We start from the raw sequence: 15,057 nt of genomic DNA, 5'->3' as shown, positions 1-15,057 counted from the left end.
GCACGACGGGCATCGACGCGGCAGGCACGGGCGCAGCAGGCACTGACGCAGCAGGCACTGACGCAGCAGGCACTGGCGCAGCAGGCACCGACCCGACCGGTAGCCTGGAGACGTGAAGACCTTCGACGAGCTGCACGCCGAGCTCGAGCGCACCCTCGCCGAGCGGCGTGACGGCTCGCGCACCGTCGAGCTCGTCGACGCCGGCGTGCACGCCATCGGCAAGAAGATCGTCGAGGAGGCCGCCGAGGTGTGGATGGCCGCCGAGCACGAGACCGATGAGGACGCCGCGCTCGAGATCTCGCAACTGCTCTACCACCTGCAGGTGCTGATGCTCGCGAAGGGCATCTCGCTGCAGGACGTCTACCGACATCTCTGACGCGCCCTCCCGCATCCGTCAGACGTCGTCAAGGGAAGTCATGCTGAAGATCGCCGTGCCCAACAAGGGCTCGCTGGCCGAGACGGCCGCCTGGATGCTCGACGAGGCCGGCTACCGCGGCCGCCGCGACGGCAAGGAGCTCATCGTCGTCGATGCGCGCAACGAGGTGGAGTTCTTCTTCCTCCGCCCGCGCGACATCGCCACCTACGTCGGCTCCGGCGCGCTCGACGTCGGCATCACCGGCCGCGACCTGCTGCTCGACTCGGGCTCCGACGCCGTCGAGGTCGAGGGGCTCGGCTTCGCCCGGTCCACCTTCCGCTTCGCCGGGCCCGCCGGGCGCTTCCAGAGCGCCGCCGACCTGCAGGGCGTGCGCATTGCCTCCAGCTACACGCTGCTGGTCGAGCAGCACCTCGCCCAGCACGGCATCACCGCAGAGCTCGTGCGCCTCGACGGCGCCGTCGAGTCGTCGGTGCGGCTCGGGGTGGCGGATGCGGTGGCCGACGTCGTCGAGACCGGTGCCACCCTGCGCGCCCAGGGCCTGGAGGTCTTCGGGGAGCCGATCCTCACGAGCGAGGCCGTGCTGATCTCGAACGGCCAGAACCCGGCAGGCCTGTCGCGGCTCAAGCGCCGGCTCGACGGCGTGATGGTCGCCCGCGACTACGTGCTCGTGGACTACGACATCGACCGCTCACGGCTCGACGCGGCGATCGGCATCGCGCGCGGCTTCGAGAGCGCCACCGTCAGCCCGCTGCAGCGCGAGGGCTGGGTGGCCGTGCGCGTGATGGTGCGCCGCGACGACACGAACCAGATCATGGACGCCCTCGACGACGTCGGCGCGACGGCGATCATCGTCTCGCGCATCCACGCCGCGCGCCTCTGACGCCAGGCCGACCGCTTCCGACAGGAGTCTCCCGATGCTCGCCACCCGCGTCATCCCCTGCCTCGACGTCGCGCACGGCCGCGTCGTCAAGGGCGTCAAGTTCCAGGGCCTCACCGACCAGGGCGACCCGGTCGAGCTCGCCGCCCGCTACGCCGAGCAGGGCGCCGACGAGCTCACCTTCCTCGACGTGAAGGCGACCGTCGACGACCGCGGCACGATGCTCGACGTGGTCGAGCGCTGCGCCGAGCAGATCTTCATCCCGCTCACCGTCGGCGGCGGCGTGCGCGAGCGCGACGACGTCGCCCGGCTGCTGGCGCACGGCGCCGACAAGGTGGGCGTGAACTCGGCGGCCATCGCCGACCCGACGCTCATCGACCGCATCGTGGCCGACTTCGGCTCGCAGGTGCTGGTGCTCTCGCTCGACGTGCGCCGGTCGGCCGAGATGCCGAGCGGCTTCGAGGTCACGACGCACGGCGGCTCCCGCGGTGCCGGGCTCGACGCCATCGCCTGGGCGGAGGAGGGTGTCGCGCGCGGTGTCGGCGAGCTGCTGGTGAACTCCATCGACGCCGACGGCACGAAGGAGGGCTTCGACCTCGAGCTGCTGCGCCTCGTGCGCGCGGCTGCCACGACGCCCGTGATCGCCTCCGGCGGTGCGGGCGAGCCGGCGCACTTCGCGCCCGCGGTGGAAGCAGGGGCAGATGCCGTGCTCGCCGCCAGCATCTTCCACAGCGGGCAGTGCACGATCAGCGAGGTCAAGCAGGCGATGGCGGATGCCGGGGTGACGGTGCGATGAACACGGGTGACGGTGCGATGAACACGGGTGAGGGTGCGATGAGCGAGCTCGAGCTGCCGACACTGAAGAAGGACGCCGACGGGCTGGTCGCCGCGGTCATCCAGGACGACGCGAACGGCGACGTGCTGATGGTCGGCCACATGGACGACGAGGCGCTGCGCCGCACCGCCACCGAGGGTCGCGTCACCTTCTGGTCGCGGTCGCGGCAGGAGTACTGGCGCAAGGGCGACACCAGCGGCAACATCCAGGTGCCGCGATCGATCGCGCTCGACTGCGACGGCGACGCCATCCTTATCCGGGTCGAGCAGACCGGGCCCGCCTGCCACACCGGCGCGCGCTCGTGCTTCTTCACGCCCATCCCGATGGCCCACCCGCCTCGGACCGACGGAGCAGGGGAGCGGGCGTGACCGACACCGACCGCCCCGCCTTCGACGCGCTGCTGCCCGGCCACCGCATCGTGCCGGTCGTGCGCGAGGTCTTCCTCGACGCCGAGACGCCCGTGGGCGTCTACCGGCGGCTCGCCCAGGGGCCAGACGGCGCGGGCCGCCCCGGCAGCTTCCTGCTCGAGTCGGCGCAGCAGGGCGTCTGGAACCGCTACTCCTTCGTCGGCGTCGCCTCCTTCGGGCAGCTGACCGCCGATCGCGGCCGCGTCGAGTGGCGCTCCAAGCTCGTCAGCGCCGAGCGCCTGCTGGGCGAGGACGCGCCGGCGGGCGGCCTCGCCACCGTCGAGCACGTGCTGCGCCGTTGGGCGACCCCGCGCATCCCCGGCCTGCCGCGCCTGACCAGCGGCATGATCGGCCACATCGGCTGGGAGGCCGTGCGCGAGCTCGAGCACCTGCCCGACGCGCCCGAGCGCGATGTCGACGTGCCGGCCATCGCCATGTCGCTCGCCGCCACCCTCGTGGTGCTCGACCACCGCACGGGCGCCGCGCACCTGGTCGCGAACGTGCTGAACGACGGCACCGACGACGCGGATGCGCTGTGGCGCGACGCGCAGACCCGGCTCGACGCGCTCGAGGAGGAGCTCACGCGGCCGCAGCCCGGCTCGATCGCCGCGCTCGACCGCGAGGCCGAGCCGCGGCCCAGCGCGCGCGTCAGCGCCGAGGACTACCGGGGCATGGTCGAGGCCTCGAAGCGGCACATCGTCGACGGCGACGTCTTCCAGGTGGTGCTCTCCTCGCGCTTCGACCTGCCCACCGACGCCGACCCGCTCGAGGTCTACCGGGTGCTGCGCATGCTGAACCCCTCGCCCTACCTCTACCTGCTGAGCCTCGAGACCGCCGACGGCGAGCCCTACGCGGTGGTCGGCTCGAGCCCCGAGGCGCTCGTGACGGTGCACGAGGGGCGGGCGACCATGCACCCGATCGCGGGGTCGCGCCCGCGCGGCGCCGACGCATCCGCCGACCGCGACCTGGGGGAGGAGCTGCTGGCCGACCCGAAGGAGCGCGCCGAGCACGTCATGCTCGTCGACCTCGCCCGCAACGACCTCGCGAAGGTGTGCGTGCCCGGCAGCGTCGCGGTGACGGAGCTGATGGCGATCGAGCGCTTCAGCCACATCATGCACATCGTCTCGACCGTCGAGGGCGCGATGCGGCCCGACGCCTCGGCAGTGGACGCCTTCCGCGCCACCTTCCCCGCCGGCACCCTCTCCGGTGCGCCGAAGCCGCGCGCGCTCGAGCTGATCGACGAGCTCGAGAGCGCCCAGCGCGGCGTCTACGGCGGGGTGGTCGGATGGTTCGACCTGGCGGGGGATGCGGATCTTGCGATCGCGATCCGCACGGTCACCATGCGGGCCGGCGTCGCGCACGTGCAGTCGGGCGCCGGCCTGGTCGCCGACAGCGACCCGGAGACCGAGCTGCAGGAGGTGCGCAGCAAGGCGGCCGCGCCGCTGCGGGCGGTCGCGGTGGCGTCGTCGATGCGGACGCGACCGTGACCAGGCTGCTGACCCGCGGCAGGCTGCTCGCCGCGCTCGCGCTGCTGCTGGCGGCGGCGCTCGGACTGATCGCCGCCACCCAGCCGTGGGTGAGCGCGACGCTCGTCGACGGCCGGGTGCTCACGGCCACCGGCCAGGAGCTCGCCGGGGCGCTGACGATCATGTCGCTCGCCTGCGCGGTGCTCGCGATCGTGCTGCCGATCGCCGGCCGCATCTGGCGGCACGTGCTGGGCGTGCTGGCGCTGCTGCTGGGCGCCGGGCTCATCCTGCACGTCACCGGCGCGCGGGTCGGGGTGGCGGCGGCGCTCGACGCGCTCGTGGCCGAGGCGACCGGCCTCTCGGGCACGGCGCAGGGCGCGGAGATCGCCGCCCGCACGCTCGAGGGCGCCGCCGGCTTCGGCACCGCCGCCGGCTGGGTCGCGATCGTGGCCGCGCTGTGGGTGCTCGCCACCGCGCACCGCTGGCCAGCGCGCGCCAAGCGCACCGCCCGCTACGAGCGCAGCGGATCCGGCCTCGCGTGGGATGTCATGGACGACGGCGAGGATCCGACTCGGTAGACTGCTGCGAGGCGCACCCGGCGCGCCCCGACTTCGACCGGATTCACCCGAGGAGCATCGTGAACGCACGCAGCAACGGCATCAGCGACGACCACGCGGCACAGCTGCACGTGGCCGACTACGACCCGGCGTTCGTCGACCCGGGCCACGGCAACTCGAAGGCCGCCTGGGCGAGTGTCGTGGTCATGCTCGTCGCGGTGCTGTTCGGCACCCTGTTCTTCTTCCTCGACCTGCCGATGCTGGTGTGGGCGAGCGCCGGCCTGCTGGTGATCGGCGCCGTGCTCTGGCCGATCCTCGCTCGGGCCGGTCTCGGCGTGCAGGACCACTGACCGTGCTCGACGCGCTCACTGCGGGCGCGCTCGAGGATGCGGCACGGCGGCGCGAGAGCCTGCCGACGGCCCGCCTGGAGTCGATCGCGCTCTCGACGCCGCAGCCGCTCGACGCGGCCGCCATCCTCGGCACGCCGAAGACCGACTCCGACGGCCCGCACATCATCGCCGAGGTGAAGCGCGCCAGCCCCTCGAAGGGCCCGCTTGCCGACATCCCCGAGCCCGCATCGCTCGCCGCCAGCTACGCCGCCGGCGGGGCGAGCGCGATCAGCGTGCTCACCGAGGAGCGCCGTTTCCTCGGCTCGCTCGACGACCTGCGGGCGGTGCGCGCCGCCGTGTCGGTGCCGGTGCTGCGCAAGGACTTCATCGCCGACGAGTACCAGCTGCTCGAGGCGCGCGCCTTCGGCGCCGACCTGGCGCTGCTCATCGTCGCCTCGCTCACGCCCGCACGGCTCGCCCAGCTGCACGCCTTCGCGCGCGAGCTCGGCCTGTCCGTGCTGGTCGAGGTGCACGACGAGCACGAGATCGATGCCGCGCTCGAGGTCGACGCGCGCATCCTGGGCGTCAACACCCGCGACCTCAAGACCTTCACGATGCACCCGGGCCGCTTCGGCGAGCTGCGGGCGCGCATCCCCGCCGGCACCGTCGCGGTCGCCGAATCGGGCGTGCGCGAGGCGGAGGACGTGGCGCGCTACCGGCGTGACGGGGCGGATGCGGTGCTGGTCGGCGAGGCGCTGGTCACCCACGGCGACCCCGAGGCTCGCGTCGCCGAATTCGGAAGGGCATCATGACCGACACGAGCACGACCGGCGCCGACAGAACCGGCACCGAGCGGCTGCGCGACCAGCATGGCCCCTGGTACGGCCCCTACGGCGGCGTCTACATGCCGGAGCCGCTGATGGCGGCGATCGATGAGCTCACCACCTGCTACGAGCAGTGCCGCACCGACCCGGCCTTCCAGGCGGAGTTCGTGCGGCTGTCGCGCGACTACACGGGGCGGCCCTCGCTGCTGACCGAGGCGACGCGACTCAGCGAGCAGGCGGGCGCGCGCATCCTGCTCAAGCGCGAGGATCTCAACCACACCGGCAGCCACAAGATCAACAACGTGCTCGGCCAGGCGCTCGTCGCGCAGCGGCTGGGCAAGACCCGGCTGATCGCCGAGACCGGCGCCGGCCAGCACGGCGTCGCGACCGCAACGGCGGCGGCGCTGTTCGGCATGGAGTGCGTCGTCTACATGGGCGAGGTCGACACCGAGCGCCAGGCGCTCAACGTCGCCCGCATGCGGCTGCTGGGCGCGGAGGTCGTGCCCGTGACGAGCGGCTCCCGCACGCTCAAGGACGCGATCAACGAGGGCCTGCGCGACTGGGTCGCGAACGTCGACACCACGCACTACCTGATGGGCACCGTGGCCGGCCCGCACCCGTTCCCCGAGATGGTGCGCGACTTCCACCGCGCCATCGGCGAGGAGGCGCGCGAGCAGACCATCGCGATGACCGGCGGCCTGCCCGACGCCGTGCTCGCCTGCGTCGGCGGCGGCTCGAACGCGATGGGCATCTTCGACGCCTTCCTGGACGACGAGGGCGTGCGCCTGATCGGCCTGGAGGCCGCCGGCGACGGCGCCGACACCGAGCGGCACGCGCTCTCCATCGAGCGCGGCGCCCCGGGCCTGCTGCACGGCATGCGCACCTACCTGCTGCAGGACGACGACGGCCAGACGCTCGAGTCGCACTCCATCTCCGCCGGCCTCGACTACCCGGGCGTCGGACCCCAGCATGCCTGGCTGCACGACATCGGCCGGGCGGAGTACCTGCCGGTGAGCGACGCGGAGGCGATGGATGCGTTCCTGGCGCTCACCCGCGCCGAGGGCATCATCCCCGCCATCGAGTCGGCGCACGCGGTCGCCGGTGCGCTGCGGCTCGCGAAGGAGCAGCCGGGCTCGACGCTGGTCGTCTCGCTCTCCGGCCGCGGCGATAAGGACGTCGCGACCGCCGGCCGCTGGTTCGACATGCTCGACGAAGGAGCGCAGCAGCAGTGAGCCACGAGCAGGCACCGAGCACCACCGAGGCCGCCATCCGTGCCACCGGCACGCGGGCCCTGATCGGCTACCTGCCGGTCGGCTACCCCGACCAGGCCACCTGCGTCGAGGCGGTCGTCGCGCTCGCTGAGGCCGGCTTCACCGCAGTCGAGCTGGGCGTGCCGTACAGCGACCCCGGCATGGACGGCCCGGTCATCCAGGCCGCCACGCAGGCGACGCTCGAGCGCGGCTTCCGGCTCGAGGAGCTCTTCCAGACGCTCGAGGCGATCAGCGCGCGCACCGACATCCCGCTGCTGGTGATGACCTACTGGAACCCGGTGCTGCGCTACGGCGTCGACCGCTTCGCGGAGCGCTTCGCGGCCGCCGGGGGAGCAGGCCTCATCACGCCCGACCTCACGCCCGAGAACGCCGCCGAGTGGCTGGCGGCGGCGAAGCGGCACCACCTCGACCGCGTCTTCCTCGCGGCCCCCTCCTCCTCCGACGCGCGCCTCGACGCCGTCATCGACGCATCCACCGGCTTCGTCTACACGGTCTCGACCATGGGCACGACCGGCACCAGGGCGGATGTCGACCAGGCCGCCAGGGCGCTCGCCGACCGCATCGCGGCGCGTGCCGAGGCGCTCGGCCGCGACACGCTGCGCTGCGTCGGCGTCGGCATCTCCACCGGCGAGCACGTGCGGCAGGTTCTCGACTACGCCGACGGCGCCATCGTGGGCTCGGCGCTCGTGCGGGCGCTCGGCGAGGGCGGCGTGCCCGCGCTCCGCGAACTGGCCGCCTCGCTCGCGCTCGGTACACTCGACGGCGGCCCGGCGACGCCGGCACCAGCAGAGAAGGGCATCCCCGCGTGACAAGCCAGTCCGGAGCAGCACTGCTGCAGAGCATCCCCAGTCCCAGCCCCGAGTGGCAGCAGCTGGCCATCGGCCAGTGGCTCGAGGCGCTCGGCATCATGCCGCTCGTGCAGGGCTCGGTGCTCGGCGCGGTGCTGGTGGGCATCGTGCTGGGCATCGTCATCGCGGTGGTGGTGCTCGGCATCTGGCTGTTCACCGGCAGCCTGACCCGCAAGGACGCCGGCTGGACGCTGCTGATGAGCCTGCTGTTCGGGGTCGTGCTCGCCTTCCTGCTGCGCTTCGTCGGCCCCAGCTGGGGCGTGCAGACCTACGCGCTGTGCATCCTCGCCGGCATCGTGATCGCCACGCTCCTCACCGGCTACCGGCTGCGGCAGCGCGGCGTCGACGCCGGCTACGTGATCGACATCGCCGTGTGGGCGGTGCTGCTGGGCATCGCCGCCGCACGCCTGTTCCACGTGCTCACCCACCCCGACGACTACTTCGGCGTCGGCCGCGACCCGATCACCGCGTTCTACATCTGGGAGGGCGGCATCGCGATCTTCGGCGCCCTCATCGGCGGCGCGGTCGGCATCTGGATCGGCTGCCGCACCACCGGCGTGCGCTTCACCACCTTCGTCGACGCGCTCGCCCCCGGCCTGCTGCTGGCGCAGGCCTTCGGCCGGCTCGGCAACTGGTTCAACCACGAGCTCTTCGGCCAGCCCACCGAGCTGCCCTGGGGCCTCGAGATCGAGGCCACCAACCCGGCGTTCCCGGTCGGCCTGCCGCCGGAGACGCTCTTCCACCCCACCTTCGCGTACGAGATCGTCTGGAACGTGCTGGGCGCCGTGCTGCTGCTGTGGCTCGACCGCAAGCGCGACGTGCAGTGGGGCCGCCTGATCGCGCTCTACCTGATCTGGTACGGCCTGGGCCGCTCGGTGTTCGAGACAATCCGCCTCGACCCGTCCGAGCTGCTGCTGGGCATCCGCACGAACGTCTGGATGGCCTTCCTCGCGATCGCCGTCGGCGTGGTCGTGTGGGTGGTGCAGACCCGCCGCCACCCGGGCCTCGAGCCCTCGCCGTGGCAGCCCGGGCGCGAGCCGGGGGCGGAAGAGGGTGTAGATTCTGACGTCTACACCGAGCTCCCCGAGACCCGCACCCAGGACGAGGCTGAGCCCGCCGCAGAACCCGCGGCCCCCATCAGATAGGACTGCGCGCCCCTGAGCGCGCTGCGGGCCGATGGCGTCCCGCTCCGACCCGCAGCACGCACAGCACAGGAGCACATATGCGCACGATCAGCGATCTCTCGAACGGGGCCTTCACCTCGCGGGGCCTCGGCCTGCCGGCCGCGACAGGCATGTACCACCCCAAGCACGAACGCGACTCATGCGGCTTGGCGATGGTCGCCACGACGCGGGGGACGGCAGGCCACGACATCGTGGCGCTGGCGCTCGAAGCGCTGCGCAACCTGGAGCACCGCGGCGCGGTCGGCTCCGACGCAGGCACCGGCGACGGCGCGGGCATCCTCACCCAGATGCCGGATGCGTTCCTGCGGGCCGTGGTGGACTTCGACCTCCCAGAGGCGGGCACCTACGCCGCAGGCCTCGCCTTCCTGCCACTGGAGCAGGCAGAGCGCGAGAGCGTGCAGGAGCGCATCTGGGAGCTCGCCGGCCAGGAGCGCCTGCGGGTGCTCGGCTGGCGCGAGGTGCCGACCGTCCCCGACGCGCTCGGCACGCTCGCCCGGGAGGCCATGCCGGCCATCCACCAGCTCTTCGTGACCGGAGCCAACGGCCCGACGACGGGCATCGAGCTCGACCGGCTCACCTGGCGGCTGCGCAAGCGCATCGAGCGCGAGCTGGGGGAGTACCTGCCCTCGCTCTCGAGCCGCACCATCACCTACAAGGGCATGGTCACCACGCTCCAGCTGGAGCCGTTCTACCCCGATCTCTCGGACGAGCGCTTCGAGACGAAGCTCGCGATCGTCCACTCCCGGTACTCCACCAACACCTTCCCCTCCTGGCCGCTCGCGCAGCCGTTGCGCATGATCGCCCACAACGGCGAGATCAACACGGTCGAGGGCAACCGCAACTGGATGCGCGCCCGCGAGTCGCAGCTGGCGAGCGAGCTGCTGGGCGACCTGCGGCCGCTCAAGCCCATCGTCACGCCCGGCATGAGCGACTCCGCCTCCTTCGACGAGGTGCTGGAGCTGCTCACGCTCGCCGGCCGCTCGCTGCCGCACGCGGTGATGATGATGGTGCCGCCCGCGTGGGAGAACCAGCCCGAGATGCCTCGCAGGCTGCGCGAGTTCGCCGAGTACCACTCGCTGCTCATGGAGCCGTGGGACGGCCCGGCCGCCATCAGCTTCACCGACGGCTCCGTCGTCGGCGCCACCCTCGACCGCAACGGCCTGCGGCCCGGCCGCTGGCTCGAGACCTCCGACGGACTGATCGTGCTGGCGTCGGAGACGGGCGTGCTGCCGATCGAGCCCAGCAGGGTCGTCCGGCGCGGGCGGCTGCAGCCCGGCGTGCTCTTCCTGGTCGACACCGAGGCCGGCCGCGTCGTGCCGGATGAGGAGATCAAGCGCGAGCTCGCGCAGATGGAGCCGTGGGGCGAGTGGCTCGAGTCGAGCCGCATCCACCTCGCCGAGCTGCCCGACCGCGAGCACGTGGCCCACACCGCCGCATCCGTCACCCGTCGTCAGCGCACCTTCGGCTACACCGAGGAGGAGGTGAAGATCCTCATCGGGCCGATGGCCAAGTCCGGCGCCGAGCCGCTGGGCGCGATGGGCTCCGACACGCCCGTCGCGGTGCTGGCCGACCGGCCGCGGCTGCTGTTCGACTACTTCACGCAGGCCTTCGCGCAGGTGACGAACCCGCCGCTGGACTCGCTGCGCGAGTCGATCGTGACGAGCATGTCGATGGGGCTCGGCCCGGTGCGCAACCTGCTCACCGCGACGCCCTCGCACGCGAGCCAGATCATCCTCGACTTCCCGGTCATCGACAACGACGCGCTGGCGAAGATCCGCTCCATCGACCGCACGCCCGGCTCCCGCCGCACCGTGGTGGTCAAGGGGCTCTACCGGGTCGACGACGGCCCGGCGGTCACGCAGGCAGAGGCGATGGAGCGGCGGCTTGCCGAGATCTGCCGCGAGGTCGACGAGGCCATCGTCGACGGGGCGCAGTACGTCATCCTCTCCGACCGCGACTCCACCGACCAGCTCGCGCCCATCCCGACCCTGCTGATGACGAGTGCCGTGCACCACCACCTGATCCGCGCATCCACCCGGATGCGCGTGGGCATCGTGGTGGAGGCCGGCGACGTGCGCGAGGTGCACCACGTGGCGCTGCTGATCGGCTACGGGGCGAGCGCCGTGAACCCGTACCTCGCGATGGAGACCGCCGAGCAGCTGGCTCTCACCGGGCAGCTGGGCGCCGACGTCGAGACGGCCGTGCGCAACCTCATCAACGCGCTCGGCAAGGGCGTCATGAAGATCATGTCGAAGATGGGCATCTCGACCGTCGGCTCGTACGGCGGCGCGCAGGCGTTCGAGGCCATCGGGCTCTCGCAGGCGCTCGTCGACCGCTACTTCACCGGCACCCACTCACCGCTGGGCGGCGTCGGTCTCGACGTGATCGCCGAGGAGAACCGGCTGCGCCACCGCGCCGCCTACCCCGACGAGCGGGCGCCCTTCGCGCACGAGCGGCTGGCGACCGGCGGCGAGTATCAGTGGCGCCGCGACGGCGCTCCGCACCTGTTCAGCCCCGAGACGGTCTTCAAGCTGCAGCACTCCACCCGCACGGGTCGCTACGAGGTCTTCCAGGAGTACACGAGGCTCGTCGACGACCAGGCCGAGCAGCTGCAGACGCTGCGCGGCCTCATGCGGTTCAGGACGGATGCGGTGACGCCCGTGCCGATCGACGAGGTCGAGTCGGTCGCGTCCATCGTCACGCGCTTCTCCACCGGGGCGATGAGCTACGGCTCGATCTCGCAGGAGGCGCACGAGACGCTCGCGATCGCCATGAACCGGCTGGGCGCGAAGTCGAACACCGGAGAGGGCGGCGAGGATGTCGAGCGGCTGCTCGACCCCGAGCGCCGCAGCGCCATCAAGCAGGTGGCCTCCGGCCGCTTCGGCGTCACCAGCATGTATCTCACGCACGCCGACGACCTGCAGATCAAGATGGCGCAGGGCGCCAAGCCCGGCGAGGGCGGGCAGCTGCCGCCCGGCAAGGTCTACCCCTGGGTGGCCCGCACACGGCACGCGACCGCCGGCGTCGGTCTCATCTCACCGCCGCCGCACCACGACATCTACTCGATCGAGGACCTCAAGCAGCTGATCTTCGATCTCAAGCGCGCCAACGCATCCGCCCGGGTGCACGTGAAGCTCGTCTCGCAGTCGGGCATCGGCGCGGTCGCGGCGGGCGTGGCGAAGGCGAAGGCCGACGTCGTGCTGGTCTCCGGCCACGACGGCGGCACCGGCGCCAGCCCGCTGAACTCGCTCAAGCACGCCGGCACCCCGTGGGAGATCGGGCTCGCCGAGACGCAGCACACGCTGATGGTCAACGGGCTGCGCGAACGCGTCAGCGTGCAGGTCGACGGGCAGCTGAAGACCGGCCGCGACGTCATCATCGGCGCGCTGCTGGGGGCGGAGGAGTTCGGCTTCGCCACCGCGCCGCTGGTGGTCTCGGGCTGCATCATGATGCGCGTCTGCCACCTCGACACCTGCCCGGTGGGGGTCGCCACGCAGAACCCGGTGCTGCGCGAGCGCTTCACCGGCAAGCCCGAGTTCGTGGTGCAGTTCTTCGAGTTCCTGGCGCAGCAGGTGCGCGAGCTGCTCGCCTCGCTGGGGCTGCGATCGCTCGACGAGGCGATCGGCCGCGCCGACCTGCTCGACGTCGACCCGGCCATCCGCCACTGGAAGGCCGCCGGCCTCGACCTCGCGCCGGTGCTCGCGCAGCCGGCCGGCGCGAAGGGTGCGCCGCGCCGCATGACCTCGCAGGACCACGAGCTCGAGCAGCAGCTCGACACCGCGCTGCTGCCGCAGCTCGAGCGCGCCCTGGAGGCGGGGGAGCCGCTGGTGCTCGACCTGGAGATCGCGAACACCGACCGCGCGGTCGGCGCCATGCTCGGCAACGCCGTCACCCGGCGCGCGGGGGAGGCCGGGCTCGAACCCGGCACCATCGACCTGACGCTGCGCGGCTCCGCCGGCCAGTCGCTGGGCGCCTTCATCCCGCGCGGCATCGCGCTGCGGCTGCACGGCGACGCCAACGACTACGTCGGCAAGGGGCTCTCCGGCGGCCTCGTCACCGTGCGCCCGCCCGAGGACGCCGCGCTGGTCGCCGAGCACAACGTCATCGCCGGCAACGTGATCGGCTACGGCGCCACCAGCGGCGAGCTCTACCTGCGCGGCGTCGTGGGCGAGCGCTTCCTGGTGCGCAACTCCGGCGCGACCGCCGTCTGCGAGGGCGCCGGCGACCACGCGCTCGAGTACATGACCGGCGGCATCGCCGTCATCCTCGGCACCACCGGACGCAACATCGGCGCCGGCATGTCCGGCGGCTGCGCCTACATCCTCGACCTCGACCGGCGGCTGCTGAACCAGGACGCCCTCCATCAGGGCGAGCTGCGCATCGACCCGCTGCAGGAGGAGGACCGCATCGAGCTGCGCGCCATCCTCTCCCGGCACCTGGAGCTGACCGGCTCGGCCGTCGCCGAGGCACTGCTGGCGACCGACCTGCAGCGCATCGCGAAGCTCGTCCCGCGCGACTGGGCCGCCGTCCGCGACATCCGCCTGGATGCCGAGCGGGCCGGCGTCGATCCCGATTCCGACAACATCTGGCGCAAGATCCTGGAGGTGACCGGTGGCTGATCCTCGTGGATTCCTGAAGGTGACGGAGCGAGAGCTCCCCAAGAAGCGCCCGGTGCCGGTGCGCATCCTCGACTGGCGCGAGATCGGCGAGCCGGGCGACCGGGCCGTGCTCAAGCGGCAGGCGGGCCGCTGCATGGACTGCGGCGTGCCCTTCTGCCACCAGGGCTGCCCGCTCGGCAACCTCATCCCCGAGTGGAACGACCTCACCTGGCGCGGCGAGGGGCGCGCCGCGAGCGACCGCCTGCACGCGACCAACAACTTCCCGGAGCTCACCGGGCGGCTGTGCCCGGCGCCGTGCGAGTCCTCGTGCGTGCTGGGCATCAACCAGCCGGCGGTGACGATCAAGTCGATCGAGCAGACGATCGCCGACGAGGCTTTCGCCAACGGCTGGACCGAGCCGCACCCGCCCGCGCGCCTCACCGGCAAGACGGTCGCGGTGGTCGGCTCCGGCCCCGCCGGGCTCGCCGCCGCCCAGCAGCTCACGCGCGCCGGCCACACCGTCGCCGTCTACGAGCGCGACGACCGCATCGGCGGCCTGCTGCGCTACGGCATCCCCGACTTCAAGCTCGAGAAGCACACCATCGATGCGCGGCTCGCCCAGATGCAGGCCGAGGGCACCCGCTTCCGCGCCGGCATCGAGATCGGCCGCGATATCGGCTGGGACGAGCTGCACGAGCGCTTCGACGCGATCGTGGTCGCCACCGGCGCACCGGCTGCGCGCGAGCTCGACATCCCCGGCCGCGGCCTCGACGGCGTCCACCCGGCGATGACCTACCTGGTGCAGCAGAACCGCGCGGTCGCCGGCACCGAGCCCGCCAACCAGATCACCGCGCAGGGCAAGCACGTGGTGGTGCTCGGCGGCGGCGACACCGGCTCCGACTGCATCGGCACCGCGCACCGGCAGGGGGCGCTGTCGGTCACCAACCTCGCGATCGGCGTGCAGCCGCCCACCGAGCGGCCCGAGCACCAGCCCTGGCCCGTGCACCCGAACCTGTTCGAGGTGCAGACCAGCCACGAGGAGGGCGGCGAGCGCACCTACCTCGCCTCCACCGTCGAGTTCCTCGCCAATGCGGCCGGCGAGGTGCGCGCGCTCAAGATCGCCGATACCGAGATCGTCGACGGCACCCGCCGGCCCAAGGCCGGCACCGAGCGCGAGATCCCCGCCGACCTGGTGCTGCTGGCGCTGGGGTTCACGGGGGCGGATGCGTCCATCGGCGAGGCGCTCGGCGTCCCGTTCGAGCGCGGCCTGCCGCAGCGGCGCCCCGACTACTCGACCGAGCGGCCCGGCGTCTTCGTCGCCGGCGACGCGGGCCGCGGCGCGTCTCTCATCGTGTGGGCGATCGCCGAGGGCCGCGCGGCGGCGGCGGCGGTCGACGCCTACCTGGAGGGCTCGAGCGAGCTGCCCGCGCCCGTGCGGGCGACCGACCGGCCGTTCGCGGCCTGACCACCCACCTGCCGGGCGGA

Annotated in this window: 13 protein-coding genes; all 13 read left to right on the top strand. The window is 72.6% G+C overall.

Translation table 11 applies throughout. The features are described from left to right. Window positions 1-112: 112 nt before the first annotated feature. The 13 genes from BM288_RS13295 to BM288_RS13235 all read left to right on the top strand — a co-directional run bounded on the left by BM288_RS13295 (window position 113) and on the right by BM288_RS13235 (window position 15,037). A complete protein-coding gene (locus BM288_RS13295; RefSeq protein WP_092919547.1) occupies window positions 113-376 on the top strand; it encodes a phosphoribosyl-ATP diphosphatase in 264 nt (87 codons plus the stop codon). Window positions 377-416: 40 nt separating this feature from the next. Then, entirely contained in the window at window positions 417-1,256 is an 840-nt protein-coding gene (hisG, locus tag BM288_RS13290) for an ATP phosphoribosyltransferase (RefSeq protein WP_092919545.1), read from the top strand. A 34-nt stretch (window positions 1,257-1,290) separates the two neighbouring features. Further along, on the top strand, window positions 1,291-2,049 hold the full coding sequence (gene hisF / locus BM288_RS13285) for an imidazole glycerol phosphate synthase subunit HisF (protein ID WP_092919543.1): 759 nt from the start codon (window positions 1,291-1,293) through the stop codon (window positions 2,047-2,049). A gap of 38 nt (window positions 2,050-2,087) precedes the next feature. After that, window positions 2,088-2,456: a phosphoribosyl-AMP cyclohydrolase gene (gene hisI, locus BM288_RS13280; RefSeq protein ID WP_318255581.1), complete on the top strand. Its 369-nt coding sequence runs from the start codon at window positions 2,088-2,090 to the stop codon at window positions 2,454-2,456. Continuing rightward, window positions 2,453-3,982 (top strand): chorismate-binding protein, encoded by a 1,530-nt coding sequence (locus tag BM288_RS13275; protein WP_092919541.1) that lies wholly within the window; start codon window positions 2,453-2,455, stop codon window positions 3,980-3,982. The genes hisI and BM288_RS13275 overlap by 4 nt, the downstream gene beginning before the upstream one ends. Next, window positions 3,979-4,539: a Trp biosynthesis-associated membrane protein gene (locus BM288_RS13270; RefSeq protein WP_092919539.1), complete on the top strand. Its 561-nt coding sequence runs from the start codon at window positions 3,979-3,981 to the stop codon at window positions 4,537-4,539. Before BM288_RS13275 ends, BM288_RS13270 begins: the two co-directional genes overlap by 4 nt. A gap of 110 nt (window positions 4,540-4,649) precedes the next feature. After that, the gene (locus BM288_RS13265) at window positions 4,650-4,868 is read left to right on the top strand and encodes a DUF6704 family protein (protein ID WP_092919841.1); all 219 of its coding nucleotides are present in this window, start codon (window positions 4,650-4,652) and stop codon (window positions 4,866-4,868) included. Between the two features lie 2 nt (window positions 4,869-4,870). Beyond that, entirely contained in the window at window positions 4,871-5,659 is a 789-nt protein-coding gene (gene trpC, locus BM288_RS13260; protein WP_092919537.1) for an indole-3-glycerol phosphate synthase TrpC, read from the top strand. Further along, complete coding sequence (gene trpB, locus BM288_RS13255; RefSeq protein ID WP_092919535.1) at window positions 5,656-6,903, top strand: tryptophan synthase subunit beta; 1,248 nt, start codon at window positions 5,656-5,658, stop codon at window positions 6,901-6,903. The genes trpC and trpB overlap by 4 nt, the downstream gene beginning before the upstream one ends. Continuing rightward, window positions 6,900-7,751: a tryptophan synthase subunit alpha gene (gene trpA, locus BM288_RS13250; RefSeq protein WP_092919533.1), complete on the top strand. Its 852-nt coding sequence runs from the start codon at window positions 6,900-6,902 to the stop codon at window positions 7,749-7,751. Before trpB ends, trpA begins: the two co-directional genes overlap by 4 nt. Beyond that, window positions 7,748-8,935: a prolipoprotein diacylglyceryl transferase gene (gene lgt / locus BM288_RS13245; RefSeq protein ID WP_318255580.1), complete on the top strand. Its 1,188-nt coding sequence runs from the start codon at window positions 7,748-7,750 to the stop codon at window positions 8,933-8,935. The genes trpA and lgt overlap by 4 nt, the downstream gene beginning before the upstream one ends. 77 nt (window positions 8,936-9,012) lie before the next feature. Further along, window positions 9,013-13,593, top strand: a complete 4,581-nt coding sequence (gltB, locus tag BM288_RS13240) for a glutamate synthase large subunit (RefSeq protein WP_404799725.1) — start codon at window positions 9,013-9,015, stop codon at window positions 13,591-13,593. After that, entirely contained in the window at window positions 13,586-15,037 is a 1,452-nt protein-coding gene (locus BM288_RS13235) for a glutamate synthase subunit beta (protein ID WP_092919531.1), read from the top strand. Before gltB ends, BM288_RS13235 begins: the two co-directional genes overlap by 8 nt. Window positions 15,038-15,057: the final 20 nt, after the last annotated feature.

Source organism: Agrococcus baldri (genome assembly GCA_900114805.1).
In the GTDB taxonomy this organism is placed as follows: Bacteria; Actinomycetota; Actinomycetes; order Actinomycetales; family Microbacteriaceae; genus Agrococcus; species Agrococcus baldri.
This window is presented reverse-complemented; position numbering and strand designations above follow the sequence as displayed.

Bases quoted from the DNA above. Each gene is read 5' to 3' on its own strand.
- hisG (WP_092919545.1), top strand. From the start codon at position 417: ATGCTGAAGATCGCCGTGCCCAACAAGGGCTCGCTGGCCGAGACGGCC.
- hisF (WP_092919543.1), top strand. From the start codon at position 1,291: ATGCTCGCCACCCGCGTCATCCCCTGCCTCGACGTCGCGCACGGCCGC.
- hisI (WP_318255581.1), top strand. From the start codon at position 2,088: ATGAGCGAGCTCGAGCTGCCGACACTGAAGAAGGACGCCGACGGGCTG.
- trpB (WP_092919535.1), top strand. From the start codon at position 5,656: ATGACCGACACGAGCACGACCGGCGCCGACAGAACCGGCACCGAGCGG.
- gltB (WP_404799725.1), top strand. From the start codon at position 9,013: ATGCGCACGATCAGCGATCTCTCGAACGGGGCCTTCACCTCGCGGGGC.